Genomic DNA, 17,663 nt, shown 5'->3' on the forward strand with positions numbered 1-17,663 from the left:
ATTTTTTTCTTCATCATATCCAAAGAATCGAATTTCTCCAAGTATCGATCGGTTCTTTGTACAGACCAAACGGTCGGATGAACCCAAATCTTGAAATCATGGACAAAACATTAAAACGCATGGCTACCATGCACCGAATGCAAACTGCTGGATTAGAACTTTTTTATGCAAATGGATATTATGCTACCAGTGTTGACGACATCTTAAATAAACTCTCGCTTTCCAAAGGGGCCTTTTATTATCATTTTGAATCCAAAGAGGACTTTTTTGTTCAAATCATACAGAATTTACTTTCTAGAAAAGTATATAGTTGCCTTATAGAGCCCATAGAAGGTTTTAGCAACCCACTGCAATCCATCAATTCATGTTTTGAAGAAGCTCTTGAAACGGCCGTTCACAATGAGATGGACTTTGGCTGCGTCCTCAATAACTTCCTTACGGAATTTCGCGGTAGGAACGAGGTAATTATGAAGCATTTAAACGAAATCCTATCCATATGGGAGGTAAATTTGGTCTCTACCCTTCAAAAAGGAAAGTTCAACGGTCATATTGACCGGCATGTGGATTGTGAAGCCGCAGCTACGTATTTGATGAGTTCTTATTTTGGTATAAGAACATTAATGGTAGGCGCAGCACCTAGTGCCAGAAAATACCGTTTTATGAGTCAATTGAAAATGTACTTAAAAACATTGGAGCCTAAGAAGGTAGCGGTTTAGACCTTTTCAAGTATTTGTAGGGCTCTCGTAACTATTTGTTCAGGTACTAGTGTTTCCATTACCAGTTCGTAGCCTGGCGGGATTTTATTTCCATACACGGAGGTAGGTATCAACGGATATTTTTTTCTATCTGAAGTGATTTGATTTTCTTCCGGTTGGCCAAAGGGCACAAAACCTGCGACAGGGTGTGTTACCCCCCAGAGTGTAATAACGGGAACCCCATACATGGCAGCCAGATGCCCGTTACCGCTGTCCATGGAAATCATTACATCCAAGTTACTGATGAGTTCCAGCTCTTCTTTAAATGATATTTTTCCTGCGGCGGAAATACAATTGGCAAATTTTCCTTCCCAACCCTCCAAAATTGTCCGTTCGTTTTGACCGCCTCCAAAAAGGACAATTTTTACATCCTCAATGGCACTTAAATCGGCTATTAAGGTCTCCATAAAATCGAGCGGATAGATTTTACCCGGGAATGCGGCAAAGGGTGCGATACCGATTACCTTTTTTGCATCGGAAAAAACATCACAGGCAAATTCAGTGGTAATGTTTCGGCTCTTTAGAACATGGTCATTGTTTATGGGGAAGTGAAAGCCGAGCCTCTCAAAAACCGATTGATAGCGTTGATACATCGGTTTTAGGGGCTTTAATTCCTTGTTTTTTCCCGATGTCAATTCCCTTTTCTCCTTTCTACCCTTATCCAGCTGCTCAAATGGTATTCCAGAAAACCTAAAAAAAACTTTTAGTACATTACTCCGCAGGACATTGTGTATATCGGCCACGGCATCCACATCCAAACTTTTTAATTGTTTAAAAAGTTTCCAGAGTCCTAAAACTCCTTTGTGTGCTCCTTTCACATCGGCAATGAAAACTTTTATATTGGGAATTTCAGAAACAATGGGCGCAAAAAATGGTTTGGTAAGGAAGGTGATTTTTACATCGGGGTATTTTTCGGTCAAAGCAAGAAGTACAGGAACCGTCATGGCTACATCACCCATGGCTGATAGCCTGATCACCTGCATATGACGTATCTTACTTTTGGCCACGTAGGATGGGATTTAGTTCCTCATCATTGTACATCTTCATCTGCTTGTACACTTTCATGTATTTGTTGCCTTCCTCTATATCTTTCAATAACTGGTCTATGGCCGTGGAAAGATCTCTGCGCTGCTCCAAAAGAATGTCCAATTTCTCCTGACACTTTTTTAGATGTTCCTGGGATGCATCCTTCCTGTTCACCTCCTCCTGCATGTGGTAAATTTTCAAGGCGAGAATGGAGAGCCTGTCCACGGCCCAAGCAGGACTTTCTGTATTGATCGTGGCGTTTTGCTTAATTTCTACTGAGCGGTATTTATCTAGGAAATAACTGTCAATGTATTCAACAAGGTCCGTTCTGTCCTGATTGCTGGCATCGATTTTTCGCTTTAGATCCAAAGCTTGGGGCGGTTCTATTTGTGGGTTACGGATGATATCCTCATAATGCCATTGTACGGTATCGATCCAATTCTTTCGGTACAGCAAATGTGCTATATCGTTTTTTGGATAGGGATTTTCAAAGACCTGATACACATCGTCCTTTTCATGATACTTCTCAATACTTTCCTCGAATACCTTTATGGCAAAGTCACTGAACATAATTGAATTTTTGACAAAGATACCTTATATCAGGAAATCAGAAGCCTACCCAAAAAAAATGAAATAGGAATTAAGAAGCTGGCTATAAGAAAGATCTCCCTGAATTTTTCGCGCTTAATGGATTGCACATAATTTGTAATCAAAATAACCGATGGGAAGAACGTAATTAACAAAGCATAGTTGTCCTTTGAAAGGACCAAAAGATTTACCAACAAACCCAACACGAAGGATTGTACTACCAACCTGATCATGATGATCCGTCCAACTCCCGCCTTTCCCAATTTTAAGAAGGCCCAAATAACGAGTACCAAATTCGTTAAAATGTACAAACCGATTTTTACGCTTGACCCTAAATCAAAAGCAAACATGTTCTTAAAGTCTATATGAAATCTATAATGTTCCTGAAGCCAATCCAAGCGTTCAAAAACCGATAAAAAACCACCCAGTATTAAAACGAAACAAACTACCGAGGAAAGAATTACGAGCCAGTTTCTTAGGTTTTTAGGCTCATAGATAAATATGGCCGAAAGCACCAGGGCCAAATAGACTATAGCCCATTCATAAAAAAGACTACCGATCAATATCCATAAACTTGCATCAAAAATCTTCAGTTTAATGTTCTTAAGGGATTTTATGCTAAGGATTCGACGCATGGCCAAAAGCAAAAAAAAGTTGCAAAATATGGCGTTTGAATCCCCTAGGGTATTGGGGAAGAGCATTAGCAATAAGGTAAAAAACAGGATGGCATACGAATTGTTCTTCGTTAGCTTGTTGCGTTTTACTATGAAATCTATAATGAAAACGCTGAATATCAAGACGGCCAATACGATAATTTCCTTAATCGGTTGTAAGGTGGCTATATCCCGATTTAGTATAAAAAATAGCGTAATAGGATACAACAAAAAGATAAAACTGAACAGAATGACAAAGTTTACCGGTTTTGTTTTACCAAAAATGCTTGAAATCATGGATGATTTTTATACTTTTGCCTTGTAAATATAGGAATAAGATGAAGTCATTTTTTTACGGTATCGAGGATTTGTTCGTCAATGTACTTTTTGCACCATTGGATGCTTTGCGATTTATGGAAAGCTGGACACTATCCAATATTTTGAACTGGATATTTATGTTAATAGGTTTTGTAGCATTTGTGTATTGGATGTTGGAGCTGAAAAAGTTCAACGATAACGGTGAAGAGGATAAATCGATTTCTTCCCACTCGTACCTATAAAGATCAACACTAAAAAAAATCGGCGTTTTCCAATTTGGAAAACGCCGATTTTTTTATAGGTCAAACCCTATATCCCGCCGGTAATTCATTCCCTCAAATTGTATCTTTTGAACGTTTTTGTAGGAAATCGCCAAAGCCTCCTTAAACGACTCTCCATAGGAAGTTACCGCCAAGACCCTTCCGCCATTTGTTAGTATTTTACCCTCTTTAAGGGTGGTGCCCGCATGGAAAACAATGGATTCCTCAATCGCGTCAATCCCGCTTATCTCTTTTCCTTTTTCGTAAGCACCAGGATATCCGCCCGAAACCGTCATCACCGTAGTGGCGGCACGTGCATCGATTTTAAGCGCTACATCGTTTAATTTTCCTTTTGCCACGGCATCCATCAACTCCACAAAATCATTTTGGATTCGAGGCAATACAACTTCGGTTTCCGGATCACCCATACGAACGTTGTATTCGATTACCTTGGGATCATCGCCAACTTTTATCAAACCGATAAAAATAAAACCCTTGTAAGGAAGCTTGTCCATTTTAAGGCCTTCTACGGTAGGTTTAACAATTTGGTCGTGTATTTTATCCATAAAAGAATCATCGGCGAAAGGAACGGGGGAAATTGCACCCATGCCGCCCGTATTGAGTCCGGTATCGCCCTCACCGATTCTTTTATAATCCTTGGCCGTGGGCAGCACCTTGTAGTTAGTACCATCTGTAAGCACAAAAACACTTAATTCTATACCGTCCAAGAACTCCTCTATGACAACGGTGGTGCTGGCGCTTCCAAATTTGGCATCGACCAACATGGATTTCAATTCCAATTTTGCTTCTCTCAAATCCTTAAGAATGACCACTCCCTTTCCCGCAGCGAGACCATCGGCCTTTAAAACATACGGAGGGGCTAGTCGCTCCAAAAATTCATAGCCCTCGTTCAAGGTCTCTGTAGTAAAACTTTGGTATTTGGCCGTTGGAATGTTATGACGCATCATAAACTCCTTGGCAAACTCTTTACTACCCTCAAGTTGGGCTGCCATTTTTTGTGGCCCGATAACGGGAATATCTCTCAATTGGTAATCCTCCAAAAAGTAATCATGGACCCCATTTACCAAAGGGTCTTCCGGTCCAACAACCACCAAGTCGATTTCCTTCTCCAGCACGACTTCCTTGATTTTTTCAAAATTGTTTACACCAATTGGTATGTTTACACCTAAATTGGAGGTACCCGCATTTCCAGGGGCAATGTAGAGCTTTGATAAATGATCGCTTTGGGACAACTTCCAAGCGAATGCATGTTCGCGGCCCCCAGATCCAAGAATTAAAATGTTCATGAGTATGCTTTTGGCAAAAGTAAGCTTTGATACGTAAATAAACTATTTGGAAGAAAAATCCCGATGTTCCTTTTTCTGCAACTCCTCAGGAGAAAGAGATTTGAAATAATCGTATACGATTTTTAGGCCTTCAGACCGACTTACCTTAGGCTCCCAACCCAAAATCTCTTTTGCTTTTGTGATATCAGGTTGGCGTTGGGTGGGATCGTCCTTGGGAAGCGGTTTATAAACAATTTTCTGATTTGTCCCGGTCAGGGCAATTATCTCCTCTGCAAACTCTTTAATCGTAGTTTCATGCGGATTTCCAATATTGACAGGATCCGGATAATCGCTGAATAACAATCGGTATATTCCTTCAACCTGATCATCGATATAACAGAAGGACCGAGTTTGCGAACCATCACCAAATACGGTCAAATCTTCCCCTCGCAAGGCCTGACCCATAAATGCCGGTACCACCCTACCATCATTCAACCGCATTCTGGAACCGTAGGTATTAAAAATACGGACAATCCTTGTTTCCAATCCGTGGTGTCTGTGGTAAGCCATGGTAATGGACTCCATGAAGCGCTTGGCCTCATCGTAAACTCCCCTAGGGCCTACCGGACTCACATTGCCGTTGTATTCCTCGGTTTGAGGATGTACCAGTGGATCTCCGTACACCTCAGAAGTGGAAGCCACCAATATCCTTGCCCCTTTCTCCTTGGCAAGGCCCAATAGGTTCAGCGTACCCAAGGAACCTACCTTTAAGGTTTTGATTGGGATTTTAAGATAGTCGATAGGACTGGCAGGAGAGGCAAAATGCAAAATATAATCCAATTTGCCCGAAACATGCACAAACTTGGTCACATCATGATGATGAAACTCAAAATTCTCCAATGGGAATAAGTGCTTTATATTATCCAGATCTCCCGTAATGAGGTTATCCATGCCAATTACATGAAAACCTTCATTAATAAATCTGTCACATAAATGTGAACCAAGAAATCCGGCCGCGCCCGTTATTAGGATTTTATTCATTGAAAGCTATTAAATACCTCTTGAAAACAATACTGTAGTGATCGTTTTAAAAATTATCCTGATGTCCAGAGTTATTGACTTGTTTTTAATATAATACATGTCGTATTCTAGTTTTCTTATTGAATCTTCCAAATTTTCTCCATACTTGTATTTTACTTGGGCCCAACCAGTAATACCAGGCTTTATGAGGTGCCTAGCACTATAAAATGGCTTAATCTCATTGAGTTTATCAACAAAAATTTTACGCTCAGGCCTAGGGCCTATTAATTGCATGTCACCCTTTATAATAGAAATTAGTTGTGGTAATTCGTCTATCCTGAACATTCTTAAAATCTTTCCGAAAGGAGTAATTCTTGCATCATTTTTGGCAGCCATCTTAGCACCGGTAGATTCGGCATCTACCACCATAGACCGAAACTTGAATATACTGAATTCCTTTCCGTATTGGCCTACTCTCTTTTGTGTGTAGAATAAAGGTCCCCGATTAAAAAAGAGATTAAGTACAAATACAATAGGAAGAAAGAATATGAAAATTGCTCCTACTACGAGTATAAATAGCCAATTCACTATAAAGGTGAACAGGGCTTCAAGGTATCTTATCTTACCGTTTTTCAATTGAAGTAACTCATAAAAGCTATCATTATGAGATTTTAAGGGTAGCGCTTCGTAAATATTCTCATAAAAGGTTGTAAATGATAGCACTTCCTTGCCTTTTAATATAGCCTCAATCAACATTTTTTCAAACCTCGGTGATAGCTGATCATAGCTAGGAATATTAAGAATAAAAGAGTCTATCTTGTCCATGGCATCCATAAACTTCTTTCTTTCTAAAATAGTTACGTTGTCTATGGAATAGGTAAGCCTGGTTTTATAATAGCTTTCCATTCCGTCACCATCTATCTGATCAATGTATTTCTGATGGTCATCATCGATTTCTTTATCAAATACGTACATGACATTCCTAATAGCGGGAATTACCTTGAATAAATTCCCGAAGAAATACCTCCACAAAAATATTTCCAAAGGGGTGAGGAATAGAAATATTATCAAGGGAATCCTCCAAAAGCTCGCATCAAAAAAAAGAACGGTCCCTATAAATATTGTTAAGACAAAAGAGCCTACTATGAAAAAAGATTGGGATAGAATCAATCTTGTCTTGAAGGGCCGTTCAAGATTATAGAAGTTTAACACATAGGACAACAAAAAGAAAAACAGAGTGCCCGAAACATAAAAAATTATCCTGAAAAAAATATTTTCCACCTTGATATCAAGGGCATCGTTTATGAAAACGTTCAATGCCGAACCAATGATAAAAAAATCCCCTAAAACAAGGATAGTTTTCCTTTCCTTGGTATTAAATATAAGTGGCTTTGGCATGGTTGTACCTTACTTTCTAGTCTTTGTCCCCCCTATTTGGTAACCTGCTCAAAGTTAAGCCTATTTTTAGAACTTTTAAATGGTTTCCAAACAGGTAATCCAAGTATATTAAAATCCCAAAAAGCCACTTCAGTTTTTTGGATTGGAAATGCATACAGGATTTTCCTTCCTGAACAAAAAAAGACTGTTGAAGAAAAAGAAAAAAACGATTCCAAGTTGCCTATTAAGAATGTTTTCCGTGAGCATACACAATAAAACAAAAACGAGAAACATAAGGTAAAAACCGTCCGTACCTGACAAAGCATATTTTATAAAATACCATAAGAAAATTATAACCCCCAAAAAACCCAAAATTCCAAACTTGATCAAAAAATCTAAAAACTGATTATGTGTATTGGTATTTCGTTTTGCCAAATACTCCTGTCCGTCCATCAAATATTGATTGTTCAGTTCATTCTGAATATCCCCGGTCCCCACCCCAAACAAAAAATTGTTTTTGAATAACTCTGCTGAAGACTTCCAAATATATATTCTATTGGTCTTGGACCAAGTCTCAAAGGAGTAGCTTGTGCCATATTGTTCATAATCCAATGTCCTGTCCATTTCTTCTCCTTTGTAGAACCTGTAATAGTTGTCCACATCCTGTAGGATGCCATTGGGCACTTTTAGCAGAAAGAGAGCCACTATCAATAAGCTTGAGAACACCAGTGCCACATACTTGATCCGCCCGCTTTTAATTCGATACAAATTGTACAATACTCCGGTCAAAATTGCGAAAACACAGGCCACTAAAGGCATTTTGGCCCCTAATGACACAACCATCAAAAAATAAATCAATAGAAGAATGAACCACCCTGTGCGCCTTTTGAAACTTGGTGCCTTGCTTAGGAAATAAAAGGAGGCAAGCACGCAAAAACCCAAATACAAGGTGAAATATGAAGGATGAAGTGCTTCGGTCAAAGCAATTTGGTTGAACTGAATAAGGACTTCTTTCCAATAATCCAATATATAAACCAATTCCCAATCTATAAATTGGGCCAAGAAAAATAAGTATCGTAACATACATGACCCCATAAAGATGAACAATACTCTACGAAGTCCAATTTTTAATCCCGCTAGGGTCAATGAAAAAACCACTGGAAAAACCAAGGATGAGGATATCCGTTCCATATACTTCCATCCGGTAATATTATCATCGGTATTAAGTAGCCAGATCAAAGAAATCCAGAAAAGTGCACTTGCCGCTAAAAATTTCCTGATATTAAAGTTGACTTTTTTCTTTGACCAAAAATGATTGAAAAACAACAGTAAGGCTAAGAGAATAATGGATACAGTATTCCATTTTTCGCTCCAAGGCAGTATGCCTATACAAAGTCCTATAGCAAAACTATGTATATCTATTTTCTTGATATGACCCAGATCGTTGACCATTTAAAAACTTTGTGGTGATTTAAATGTTTTATTGTTCTAAAACCATACTGAATAGTGCCTTGCTTTCAATATTTTCCAAACTGACAAAACTTATTCTGTCTATGTTTTTTGGAAGTGTTAAGGAAGCAAAGCATGGCATTTTTTCAGGACAATATGTTCTGATTTTGCTTACACTTTTCTTGTCCACTATGTTTTCAACAGCCCTATCGAACCTATAGAACCTAAATTCAAAATTACCTTCTAAAAAACTAGGATTCAAGTTACTCAAATAGAGTATGTTTTTGTTGGAGCTTATGTAACAATTTACTTTTGTCTCGCTGTCCACATGCCGAATAAAGGAGTTTTCGATTAATAATCTTTCCATGAATCCAGAACCTGAATTTTCAACCTTTGGGCTTTTTATTCCATTCAGTTCTAAACTATTGTTCGAACTATTTAAATTGATTATTTCATCTGCCTCCCACGTTCTTTTATTTCCAATATATTGGCCCGTTACCACCCTATTAATTTTGCCATATACGGAAAGGTCCTTTAAAATATAGAAATAAGCCGAATCCACATTTTGAATATCCCCTTCCCCTATTCCGATATTCAAAAAACCATATTTATTTCTGCTCTCTGGCAGAGATAGCGAGTCCTCTGGGTATAGATGAAGAAATAACTCGCCATTATCCTCAAAAACCTCTTTTTTCCAAAAACTATAAACGAGTTGTTGAGATGATGGCAAATAGTCCAACTTGGTTCTCTTCATTTCGCTCTTATATAGTTGTTTCCCGTTTTCTATTAAGAAATCGTTTATGAATTTATTTTTTGAATCCATCCTCCGTTGGCAACCAATGAAGAATCCAAATACCATTACTAGGAACACTATTTGTGAAATTTTTTTTCTCATCATATTTACACCGAAAAGTATTTACCTATGTTAAAAAGAATGGATTCGTGGTTGAATACATAAACGGAGTACGCCAGACTTAATATAATACAAATTACTGTTGCCATGGCTCTGTTTTTTTTGGTACTGAATCTTTGGATTACCCCAACCGTTAAGATCGGCACAAAAATGTCAGTATAAAGTATTAACCTTGAGAACATACCGTCAAACCGAAAGAGCAATAATGCAGCCAATGAAAAGGAAAAAAAAAGTGTATATGCTTTTTCATAATTCCCTTTCCTATTCCTAAAGAATAAAAACAAAATATTAAATAGTAATAGTAAACCGAGTTTAATCATAGAATTTGAAGAGGCCCTTTCAAATGTGGAATAAAACTCCAGTTTTGTAATTACAAATTGTGGCAAGGGAAACAACTTCAAGAGATGAACAAAAATGGAAAAATAGCCAGCCAACACCCCAATAATCAAAATAACTGCCCTAATATTAGTTTTAAAATTCAAAAAACCTGTCAGAAAGGAAAACACGCTTCCTTTATGGCTAAAAAATGCCATAACCTTAAAAAGGTTTGTTCGAATACCGGGTAGCGCGCAAAGACTTAAAAGAAGTAGGGAAGAAGATAGGCCCTGTCTAATTACATTTCCCTGAATCAAATAAAAGGAGGAACTATTGAGCATAAAGAAAAGTGCCAAAAACATCATAGCCCTGGTATCCTTAAAAAAATAAAAATAGGCCAAAAACGTAAGTCCTATGCTCAATAGGAGCTGAAATGTAATGTAATCTTCCTTGGAAAACCCCATCAAATGTGATATGGGCATCAATGCAAAAAAGAGGAAATCTCCCTTCCATGCTGTTTTAGAAATAAAAATGTCCGCAAAAACGACATTATATTTATAAAAATCCATGTATAGAGGCAAATCTATATTTGCTCCGTAATCCCTATTTATAAAGATCGCCAAAACACAGAGTAAAATTAAAAGAAGCGAAATGGCTTTTAAAGAGGTTGAGCGCTTAAGCTTAGAAAAAAGCAAAAAAACCAATAGGCACAATAACGAAATAGATTGTAATACTATAGGTTTATATATTTCCATAGAAACTATTTAACTCTTTCGGTCAGCTTGTTCCCAATTATGGAAAATGGATGCTCTTCCATATTCTTAAAGTAATATGAGATGTTTGAAGTCCTTTCGCTTTTATTATTTTCAAGAATTGCACGGGACAAGTCCTCCATGGAGGTAAAAACACGATCCACGGTATTCCTAAAATAATGGGGTATTTCTTCTCCATTAACCTCCAACAGGTATACTTTGCTGTCCTCATTGATGGCCAAGGCCAATAGGGAGGAATAGTGTCCTACATAAAATCCAGTAATAGGAAAATCATAGGTTAAAACACCTTTATTGCGCACCACCGTTTCGAAAATAGTCCTATCGGACCTTGGGTGCAACTTTATTATCAATCTATCTTTCACCGCATTGGAAAGTTTGTCTATAATTCCCTTATAGACAGATTTTTCCATACGCCCGTCCTCCACAAAAGTTTGGGCGATATAGCAGATTCTTTCCGGTTGATTTGTTTGATTTTTTCCTTTTATAAAGGTATGGAAATCAGGGTTTCCAACAGTGGTAAAACTGTCAAGGGCCACATAATAGTGATTCTTAATAAACCACTCCTTCCAATAATCGCCCCACACAAAAACATGGTCTGATAACAAGGGGCTTATCTTGTTTCTCTTTTTGTTTTCAATATAATCATTGATTTTAAAAGACTTTGTGAAGTCCTTATTGAACAAATACAGAAAAATGGAAAATCTTCCTTTGACCAAAAAACTAAAAAGATATCGCAAATAGGTCATTTTTCTGTTGATTGCCGAGAAGTACCCCAGAAAGCTTCGCTCCAGAAATTCAGCATACATACCATGTTGCAACTGATACGTACAAACTCCTATTTTCTTGAATTTATAAGTCCAATAAAGGTCGGTTATCCTATAACTATAGTTGAAAAAAAAGGTGTTGGTGTTATCCTTACCCTTATTCTCCCTGTAAACATTTTTAACTGGTGAAAGGCTGATTCTTGTATCCTGTGATATTTGAATCTTTTCGCTTTTGGTAAACGTATCATATACCAATATGACTTCCTTGGCTATGGAATTATTAACCAGGTATTCCGCTAATGGAATAACATATCTGTTGAAATTGGAATAATGGACTTCATAGATAAATGCCTTGTCCTTCATAATATCTTTTTTCTCCTCAACAATGTTACAAGAATAATTACATCTATCAAAGCCTTGGTAATGAATGCCACGAAATGATAATCTATCAAATAAAAAGCGCCCAAATACAAAACTATTATTAAATACAAAAGGGTTGAGCGCATTAGCCAGACACTAACCAGCTTTATTTCACCTATTGCCTGCAAAGGCCTTATCAGCAATATGGTATAGTTTACAAGTAATGTCCCAATAAGTAAATGGAAACCATTGGATTCAATGAAATTTGAATAACTAGATTTCAGCCACCAAAGCAGAATTGTATCCAAAAAGAAATAAGAAACCAAGGCAATTCCAAAAAATAGCAGCCCTACCCCTATTAACTGTAACTTTAAGTTCGCTGTGACCCTACGCAAATTATTTTCTTGATACCAGACCGAAATTGCCGAAAAATAAACCAGTGAAATGGTCCCCGTTACTATCGCAACCCTATTGAAAAGGTCCAGTAAGGTAACATGGTCAGAAATCGTACGGGTATCAAAAAATAAGGGGTAATAAAACCTGTCAAAAAAAAGGACTATGGCTGAGGTTGCAAAAAAAATACTGAACCAGATGGTCTCTTTAAGAAAGCCTAGCTCAAACCTAAATAAACCTTTGGCTATTTCCCAGTTTACCGGGGATATCATTTTAAACGAGAGTTTGCCTTCATAACTTTTGGCCCTTACAAAATAGAGTAGATACAGAATGACATAAATGAAAAGCAGGGTGGTAGAAATACCTGTAAGAGAAACATCAAACAAAGAAATGTAGAAGAAAGGTACTAGGAACAACATCGCAGCAGTGATGGCCCTTGCTATCGCCAAAAAATAAAAATCACTGAACGACTCCAACAAGGATTTATAGGGTATAATAAGAAAGGAAAGAAAAAATACACAAAGTACGATACTATAAAAAACGTAATCCTGGTGAGATCTTAAAATGCTAAAGCTTTCAGAAATATAGGAGGCATACAAAACAGCTTGAAGCAGTATGAAAAAGGCTAGTCCAAGAAGGTATGAAAAGGACACGCATTCCCTTAGTTCTGCCTGAATTCTATGGTTTTGTTTCAACCCAATAATCTGGGAAACCCGTCTATTCAATGTAGGGCCTATACCAAAAGAAAAATAATTGGACAAGAAGACAAGACTAATTCCAGTTGAATACTTCGCCCAAAAGTCCTTACCCATGTTTTCAATCAAATAGGGGGTCAATATTAGTGCAGCCGCAATTGGAACTACTTGAAAACCAATGTTAAAGAGTGCCTTTTTGAAGACTTTTTTTGAGGAATAGGCAACATTGGACATTGGATATACTGTTAGAAAAGAATTTTTACCTTCTGTTGGGTGATAATTATTGTAATTTGGATAAGAATTATTACCAACTTAAAATCAATATCGATTTCAAAGTCTGTTATAAAACTTCTTTGAAATCGATATAAGTTTTTTGTTTTAAATTGATTTCAAAGATATAGAAAAACCCAATCCTCAAACTAAGGTTCAGACGATTAATTAATCCTAATTTTCGTACTTTCCCCGTTTTTAAAATGAATTTTATATGGCAATAATGTCTGGTAAGTTTGGTAAATATGGTGCTCTAATCCTGTTTTCGGTAATCGTAGGTTTTTTATTGGCGTTTTTTGTTTTTCGGTACGAAAGTATAAAAAGAGCCCTAGGTCTAAGCAGCATCCCTTATGAAAAGATAAACAGCACGTCACAGGAGCACAAAGACCTTATTAGGCCCGCCATATTTAATATTGAAGACTTTGGGGCTTCTTTGGAGTCTGATGATAACTCAAATGCGCTCCAGGCTGCTATAGATGCCGCCATTGTCACCAGTACGGAATTAAGGACTGATGATAAATGGGATATCTATGTTGGCAAGGTCTATATTCCTGCGGGACATTGGAGATTTGAGCGGGGTATATCCTCCGATATAGGCGTGGAAATTATTGGGGACGGCGTAGGAAAAACCTATTTAGACTTTATAGGAAGTGGGACATTCATGGATTTTGGGTCTGAAAATGAAAAATTTGACCTAAAGATCAAAGATCTTTTCATCAATCAATTTCATTCAGAGGCTACTGCTATCCATTTAAATCAGGTAAATCGAAATAGCGGTATTTCAAACATCATTATTGAAGGAGGCGGAATAGGGTTGAGTCTTCTTAATTGCTATACCCCAAGTTTTGACTCCTTTTTTATTTACAATGCCTCTAAATTTGGAATCTTGGGCAGGAATGCCACAAACACGGACTTCAGAAATTTTAAGGTCGAGAACTGTAAGGTGGGCGCCAAGTTTACCAATAGCGATATAAATTCATCTACGGGGTTGAAATTTTTTGGTGGAGTCATCCAGGGGTGCTATGACGAAGGGCTTATCTTGGAAGACTTGACCAATTTTACCTCCTTTTCCACTTTTCTAGAGGGAAATGGAAGAAATGAGGACAAGCCACAAATAAAAATAACAAGTGACTTAAATGAAAAGTTCGACAATGATATTATCGCCTTCTACAGTCCCTTTATCACGGGAGGGCATAGTGCACATAAAGATCAAAATGCTGTAGAAGTTGAAAACACCTAAACCTTCATTTTCAACGAAAGCTTTATTCGTGCGAACGACAGAATACTTACCGGTATAAAAGTTGGAAAAAATGTTATCAATGCGGAGATTTTAAATTCCAAATATAGCGGGGTCAAACAAAATTTCATTGTTGAAGATCCGGCCACCAACTTGGTGCTGGACCCTAAGTTAAGGGAAGGTAGAGGTTATGGCAGGCAATTTTTAGGATTGGGGTCAGAAAGTGGAAAAACCAACAATAGGCATTACATGGAAAGTTACCAAGGCATATTTGGCAACCTTAAAGAGGGGAAAATTGGTATTGGAACATTTAACGGAAAGCCCAGTATTCAAGGTTTTGGTAACGGGAGTTCCTACAGTATGACAACAAATCCAAAAATTGGAGACCATATTTCAGCTCCTAATGGTATTACGGAAATCTCAGGAATAAAATTTGGTACAACTATAACCTCCTCGAATGTAAAAACTGACAAAAAATCCAGGAATATTATTATAAATACTAATGATGGTAAACGTTTGGTTACAATAAGCCCTTCCGAGGAAGAAATTAGGAGAGAACTGCTAATCAAAAATTCCGGTACCGCTAATAATTTATTGGAAGTAAGTTCCAGCACCTCTAACATTGAAAATAAAAAAGTCCTGAATTTGAAGGATGGAGAAACGGTTACCCTTCTTTATGACGGGGCGCAATGGCAAATCATATCAAAATATACTCCAACAGGAAACTAATCCTTACCTAAATTGATTAATTTCTTCAGGTTTTCAACGGCCATCGTTCCCTGCCTTTCCACGCTTTGAAAGGTTCTGGACCCTACGTGAGGAGTTATTATTACATTTTCGGCCCCTTTTAAAATCTCGTTTTCCAACATAGGTTCGTGTGCCAATACATCAGTGAGGTATCCTCTCAATTTGCCTTCTTTTAAGCCCTTTAGAATCGCCTTTGAATCTACCAACATTCCTCTAGAGGTATTAATCAATATCGGTTTTCTTTTAAATTTGTTCTGAACGACTTCTTCGCTAATAAGGTGTTCCGATTGTGGGGTATGCGGCAAATGAAGACTGATGATATCCGCATTTTTATAAATTTCGTTGATATCCTTTTCAAAGGAGATGTACGGATTTTGATCTAAAAACTCCTGATTTCTATAAAGATCACATGCCATGACTTTTATTCCCAAGGCATTCGCCTTTTTCGAGAGTTCCTTGCCAATGGCGCCCAGACCTACGACCCCTATGGTCTTGCCCTGGATTTCATGACCAACCCAACGCTTCCAGCTACCTGTATTGGTAGAATTATATTGTAAATGCACATTTTTCTCGAATGTAAAAAGGAGTGCCAATACATGCTCCGACACGGAAACTTGATTCACACCGGGACAATTGGTAACCGGAATACCATATTTCTTTGCCGCTTCCAAATCTATTCGGTCAAGTCCAACCCCATACTTTGAAATATATTTTAGGTTTCCCTCCACCCCTTTTTTAATGACAGCCTCGGTATACTCATCGTCCCCACATATCACGGCATCGTAATTACCTATGATGGGCAACAATTGCCCTTCTGAAATAGGTCCTCGCAGGATATCCAAATCATAACCTTGTTCTTTCAATAGTTCCTGATGCTTTCCAGGAGTATCCTGAAATGATGTGGAGGTAAGCAGTACTTTCATTCTTACAACAAATTTTTATCTACCAAAAGTTGTTCCAATTCCCTAAAGTTACTAAAACGAGGCCCGTTATAATCCTTGAACATGCCTTCGTTTTCTTCATTGTCCCTCAGAGCAAAGTGAAGCTTGGAATATTGGGCCGCATCCAAATCCGTAGTTGCATCGCCCAAGAAAAGGGTCTCTTCTCTGTTTAGCCCGTGTTCTTTAATTAAATATTCCGTCCAATGTCTTTTGTTTTCTGGAGACCCATGCAATCCTTCAAAAAAATGTAACATATTCCTTCTTGATGCGATAATTTCGATTTCATTTGAAGGAGTGCCTGTAATTACCCAAAAGCTTAATTTTTGGTAGTATTTCTCCAAAAACCAAATAGAATCCTGAACCGGTTTGGACATGACCACCTTTTCCAAAACCAAACTTGAGAATTTTTGGGCCATTTTATGGACATCTTCTTCACTAAGTTCTTTTCCGAAAAAAGTCTTTTCCCAGTACTTGAACTTTTCAAACCTGGAAATACCACCATGATGTATGTGATAATCGACTACCATGTTGGCAATATCCTCACCGTACGGCAAATACATTTCCTTAAAAGCTTCTGTTTTGGCACCAACTGACTCTGCAAGTACTCCATCAAAATCAAAAAAAATATTCTTAAGCGCCATTTTCCCTATTCATTGTGAACCGCCCTTATACATTCCAATAGGCCCTGGCCCATGTCAATGTGAGGATTGGCAGTAAGCTTTTTACTAACACTGGGTTCAAAGGAGTACGGAGTAAATTTGTAGTGATTTTGATAACCGGAGTCGCTACAATTCACCTCTACTTGGTTATTTAGAATTTCATTGATCATTTGAAAAAGTTCCAAACGCTTCATGCGTTCCGTTCCAGTAAGAATTACATGTAGGTTTGAAAAGGAATCGGATTCAATAACGTCCACTGATAGTTTAGCGGCATCAGCTGCATGAATGTATTCCCTTATTTCATTACCGTCTCCATGGTGGTCTATGCGTTTTTCCTTAACTGCCTTTTTGACCAAATTGTATATATAATTATTATCATACGGCCGCTCCGAATACACGGAACCGTAACGTAATATGACAAAAGGCAAATTGTATTTCTTATGGTATTCCTCTATTATTTTTTCCGATGCCAATTTACTAACTCCATAGAATGACCCCTTATTGCTCATGGCATACGCACTACTTGCGTAAATAAATCTGTCTACTTTCTGTTTAACACACTCCTCCAATATGTACATATTTCCAAGTACATTAAGATTCATTGTTTTGATTGGGTGCTTTATAGCATTGTCTAGATTGGCAAAACCGGCCAAGTTGTAAACAATATCGAATTGCTGCCCTTTAAAAATACTGGAAACTTGGTTCCGGTCTGAAATATCACAGTAATGATGCGTAACCTGATCAATTAATTCTTCATTTTCAGCAATATCCGCGACCGTAACACTATACTGTCTCCTTAAAAGTTCTTTGACCAAGTAGTGACCAAGAAACCCAAACCCGCCAAAAACAAGAATTTCTTTCATT

The 17,663-nt window shown here is 37.7% G+C and carries 18 protein-coding genes; 4 read left to right on the forward strand and 14 right to left on the reverse strand.

What is annotated here, in order from left to right:
* Positions 1 to 98 precede the first annotated feature (98 nt).
* Positions 99 to 716, forward strand: coding sequence for a TetR/AcrR family transcriptional regulator (locus tag PP181_RS02575; RefSeq protein ID WP_154917699.1), 618 nt, complete (start codon positions 99 to 101; stop codon positions 714 to 716).
* Here PP181_RS02575 and PP181_RS02580 read toward each other — a convergent pair.
* From PP181_RS02580 to PP181_RS02590, 3 genes are read right to left on the reverse strand one after another with little or no spacing between them, the layout of a single operon-like run.
* Positions 713 to 1,762 carry a glycosyltransferase family 9 protein gene (locus tag PP181_RS02580; RefSeq protein ID WP_272635867.1) on the reverse strand — a complete coding sequence of 350 codons (1,050 nt, stop codon included), beginning with the start codon at positions 1,760 to 1,762 and terminating at the stop codon, positions 713 to 715. The two genes, PP181_RS02575 and PP181_RS02580, sit on opposite strands and share 4 nt — an antisense overlap.
* Positions 1,749 to 2,351 carry a DUF4254 domain-containing protein gene (locus PP181_RS02585; protein WP_272635868.1) on the reverse strand — a complete coding sequence of 201 codons (603 nt, stop codon included), beginning with the start codon at positions 2,349 to 2,351 and terminating at the stop codon, positions 1,749 to 1,751. Before PP181_RS02585 ends, PP181_RS02580 begins: the two co-directional genes overlap by 14 nt.
* Before the next feature lie 29 nt (positions 2,352 to 2,380).
* Positions 2,381 to 3,319 (reverse strand): DUF6427 family protein, encoded by a 939-nt coding sequence (locus tag PP181_RS02590; protein ID WP_154917701.1) that lies wholly within the window; start codon positions 3,317 to 3,319, stop codon positions 2,381 to 2,383.
* A 41-nt stretch (positions 3,320 to 3,360) separates the two neighbouring features.
* Between PP181_RS02590 and PP181_RS02595 the strand changes: the two genes are divergently transcribed.
* Complete coding sequence (locus tag PP181_RS02595) at positions 3,361 to 3,582, forward strand: DUF6341 family protein (RefSeq protein WP_125221827.1); 222 nt, start codon at positions 3,361 to 3,363, stop codon at positions 3,580 to 3,582.
* Positions 3,583 to 3,635: 53 nt separating this feature from the next.
* On the opposite strand, the gene purD is transcribed toward PP181_RS02595, so the two are convergent.
* From purD to PP181_RS02635, 8 genes are all read right to left on the reverse strand, one after another.
* Entirely contained in the window at positions 3,636 to 4,907 is a 1,272-nt protein-coding gene (purD, locus tag PP181_RS02600) for a phosphoribosylamine--glycine ligase (RefSeq protein ID WP_154917703.1), read from the reverse strand.
* 42 nt (positions 4,908 to 4,949) lie between these two features.
* Positions 4,950 to 5,927: a UDP-glucuronic acid decarboxylase family protein gene (locus PP181_RS02605; RefSeq protein ID WP_154917704.1), complete on the reverse strand. Its 978-nt coding sequence runs from the start codon at positions 5,925 to 5,927 to the stop codon at positions 4,950 to 4,952.
* Between the two features lie 9 nt (positions 5,928 to 5,936).
* On the reverse strand, positions 5,937 to 7,304 hold the full coding sequence (locus PP181_RS02610; RefSeq protein WP_272635869.1) for a sugar transferase: 1,368 nt from the start codon (positions 7,302 to 7,304) through the stop codon (positions 5,937 to 5,939).
* Between the two features lie 129 nt (positions 7,305 to 7,433).
* Positions 7,434 to 8,735, reverse strand: a complete 1,302-nt coding sequence (locus tag PP181_RS02615) for an O-antigen ligase family protein (protein ID WP_272635870.1) — start codon at positions 8,733 to 8,735, stop codon at positions 7,434 to 7,436.
* A gap of 28 nt (positions 8,736 to 8,763) precedes the next feature.
* Complete coding sequence (locus PP181_RS02620; protein WP_272635871.1) at positions 8,764 to 9,630, reverse strand: hypothetical protein; 867 nt, start codon at positions 9,628 to 9,630, stop codon at positions 8,764 to 8,766.
* Between the two features lie 2 nt (positions 9,631 to 9,632).
* A complete protein-coding gene (locus tag PP181_RS02625) occupies positions 9,633 to 10,715 on the reverse strand; it encodes an EpsG family protein (RefSeq protein ID WP_272635872.1) in 1,083 nt (360 codons plus the stop codon).
* 5 nt (positions 10,716 to 10,720) lie between these two features.
* Positions 10,721 to 11,860: a hypothetical protein gene (locus PP181_RS02630; protein ID WP_272635873.1), complete on the reverse strand. Its 1,140-nt coding sequence runs from the start codon at positions 11,858 to 11,860 to the stop codon at positions 10,721 to 10,723.
* A complete protein-coding gene (locus PP181_RS02635) occupies positions 11,857 to 13,179 on the reverse strand; it encodes a hypothetical protein (protein WP_272635874.1) in 1,323 nt (440 codons plus the stop codon). The genes PP181_RS02630 and PP181_RS02635 overlap by 4 nt, the downstream gene beginning before the upstream one ends.
* 250 nt (positions 13,180 to 13,429) lie before the next feature.
* Here PP181_RS02635 and PP181_RS02640 point away from each other — a divergent pair, with 250 nt between their 5' ends.
* Together PP181_RS02640 and PP181_RS02645 are read left to right on the forward strand one after the other, a co-directional pair.
* Complete coding sequence (locus PP181_RS02640) at positions 13,430 to 14,455, forward strand: glycosyl hydrolase family 28-related protein (RefSeq protein WP_272635875.1); 1,026 nt, start codon at positions 13,430 to 13,432, stop codon at positions 14,453 to 14,455.
* A gap of 153 nt (positions 14,456 to 14,608) precedes the next feature.
* On the forward strand, positions 14,609 to 15,181 hold the full coding sequence (locus PP181_RS02645; RefSeq protein WP_272635876.1) for a hypothetical protein: 573 nt from the start codon (positions 14,609 to 14,611) through the stop codon (positions 15,179 to 15,181).
* On the opposite strand, the gene PP181_RS02650 is transcribed toward PP181_RS02645, so the two are convergent.
* The 3 genes from PP181_RS02650 to PP181_RS02660 are packed head-to-tail and all read right to left on the reverse strand — an operon-like array spanning position 15,178 to position 17,662.
* Positions 15,178 to 16,122 (reverse strand): phosphoglycerate dehydrogenase, encoded by a 945-nt coding sequence (locus PP181_RS02650; RefSeq protein WP_272635877.1) that lies wholly within the window; start codon positions 16,120 to 16,122, stop codon positions 15,178 to 15,180. The two genes, PP181_RS02645 and PP181_RS02650, sit on opposite strands and share 4 nt — an antisense overlap.
* Positions 16,123 to 16,124: 2 nt before the next feature.
* Entirely contained in the window at positions 16,125 to 16,781 is a 657-nt protein-coding gene (locus PP181_RS02655) for an HAD family hydrolase (RefSeq protein ID WP_272635878.1), read from the reverse strand.
* A 5-nt stretch (positions 16,782 to 16,786) separates the two neighbouring features.
* A complete protein-coding gene (locus PP181_RS02660; RefSeq protein WP_272635880.1) occupies positions 16,787 to 17,662 on the reverse strand; it encodes an NAD-dependent epimerase/dehydratase family protein in 876 nt (291 codons plus the stop codon).
* Position 17,663: the final 1 nt, after the last annotated feature.

Source organism: Maribacter sp. PR66, from assembly GCF_028464205.1.
Lineage (GTDB): Bacteria > Bacteroidota > Bacteroidia > Flavobacteriales > Flavobacteriaceae > Maribacter > Maribacter flavus.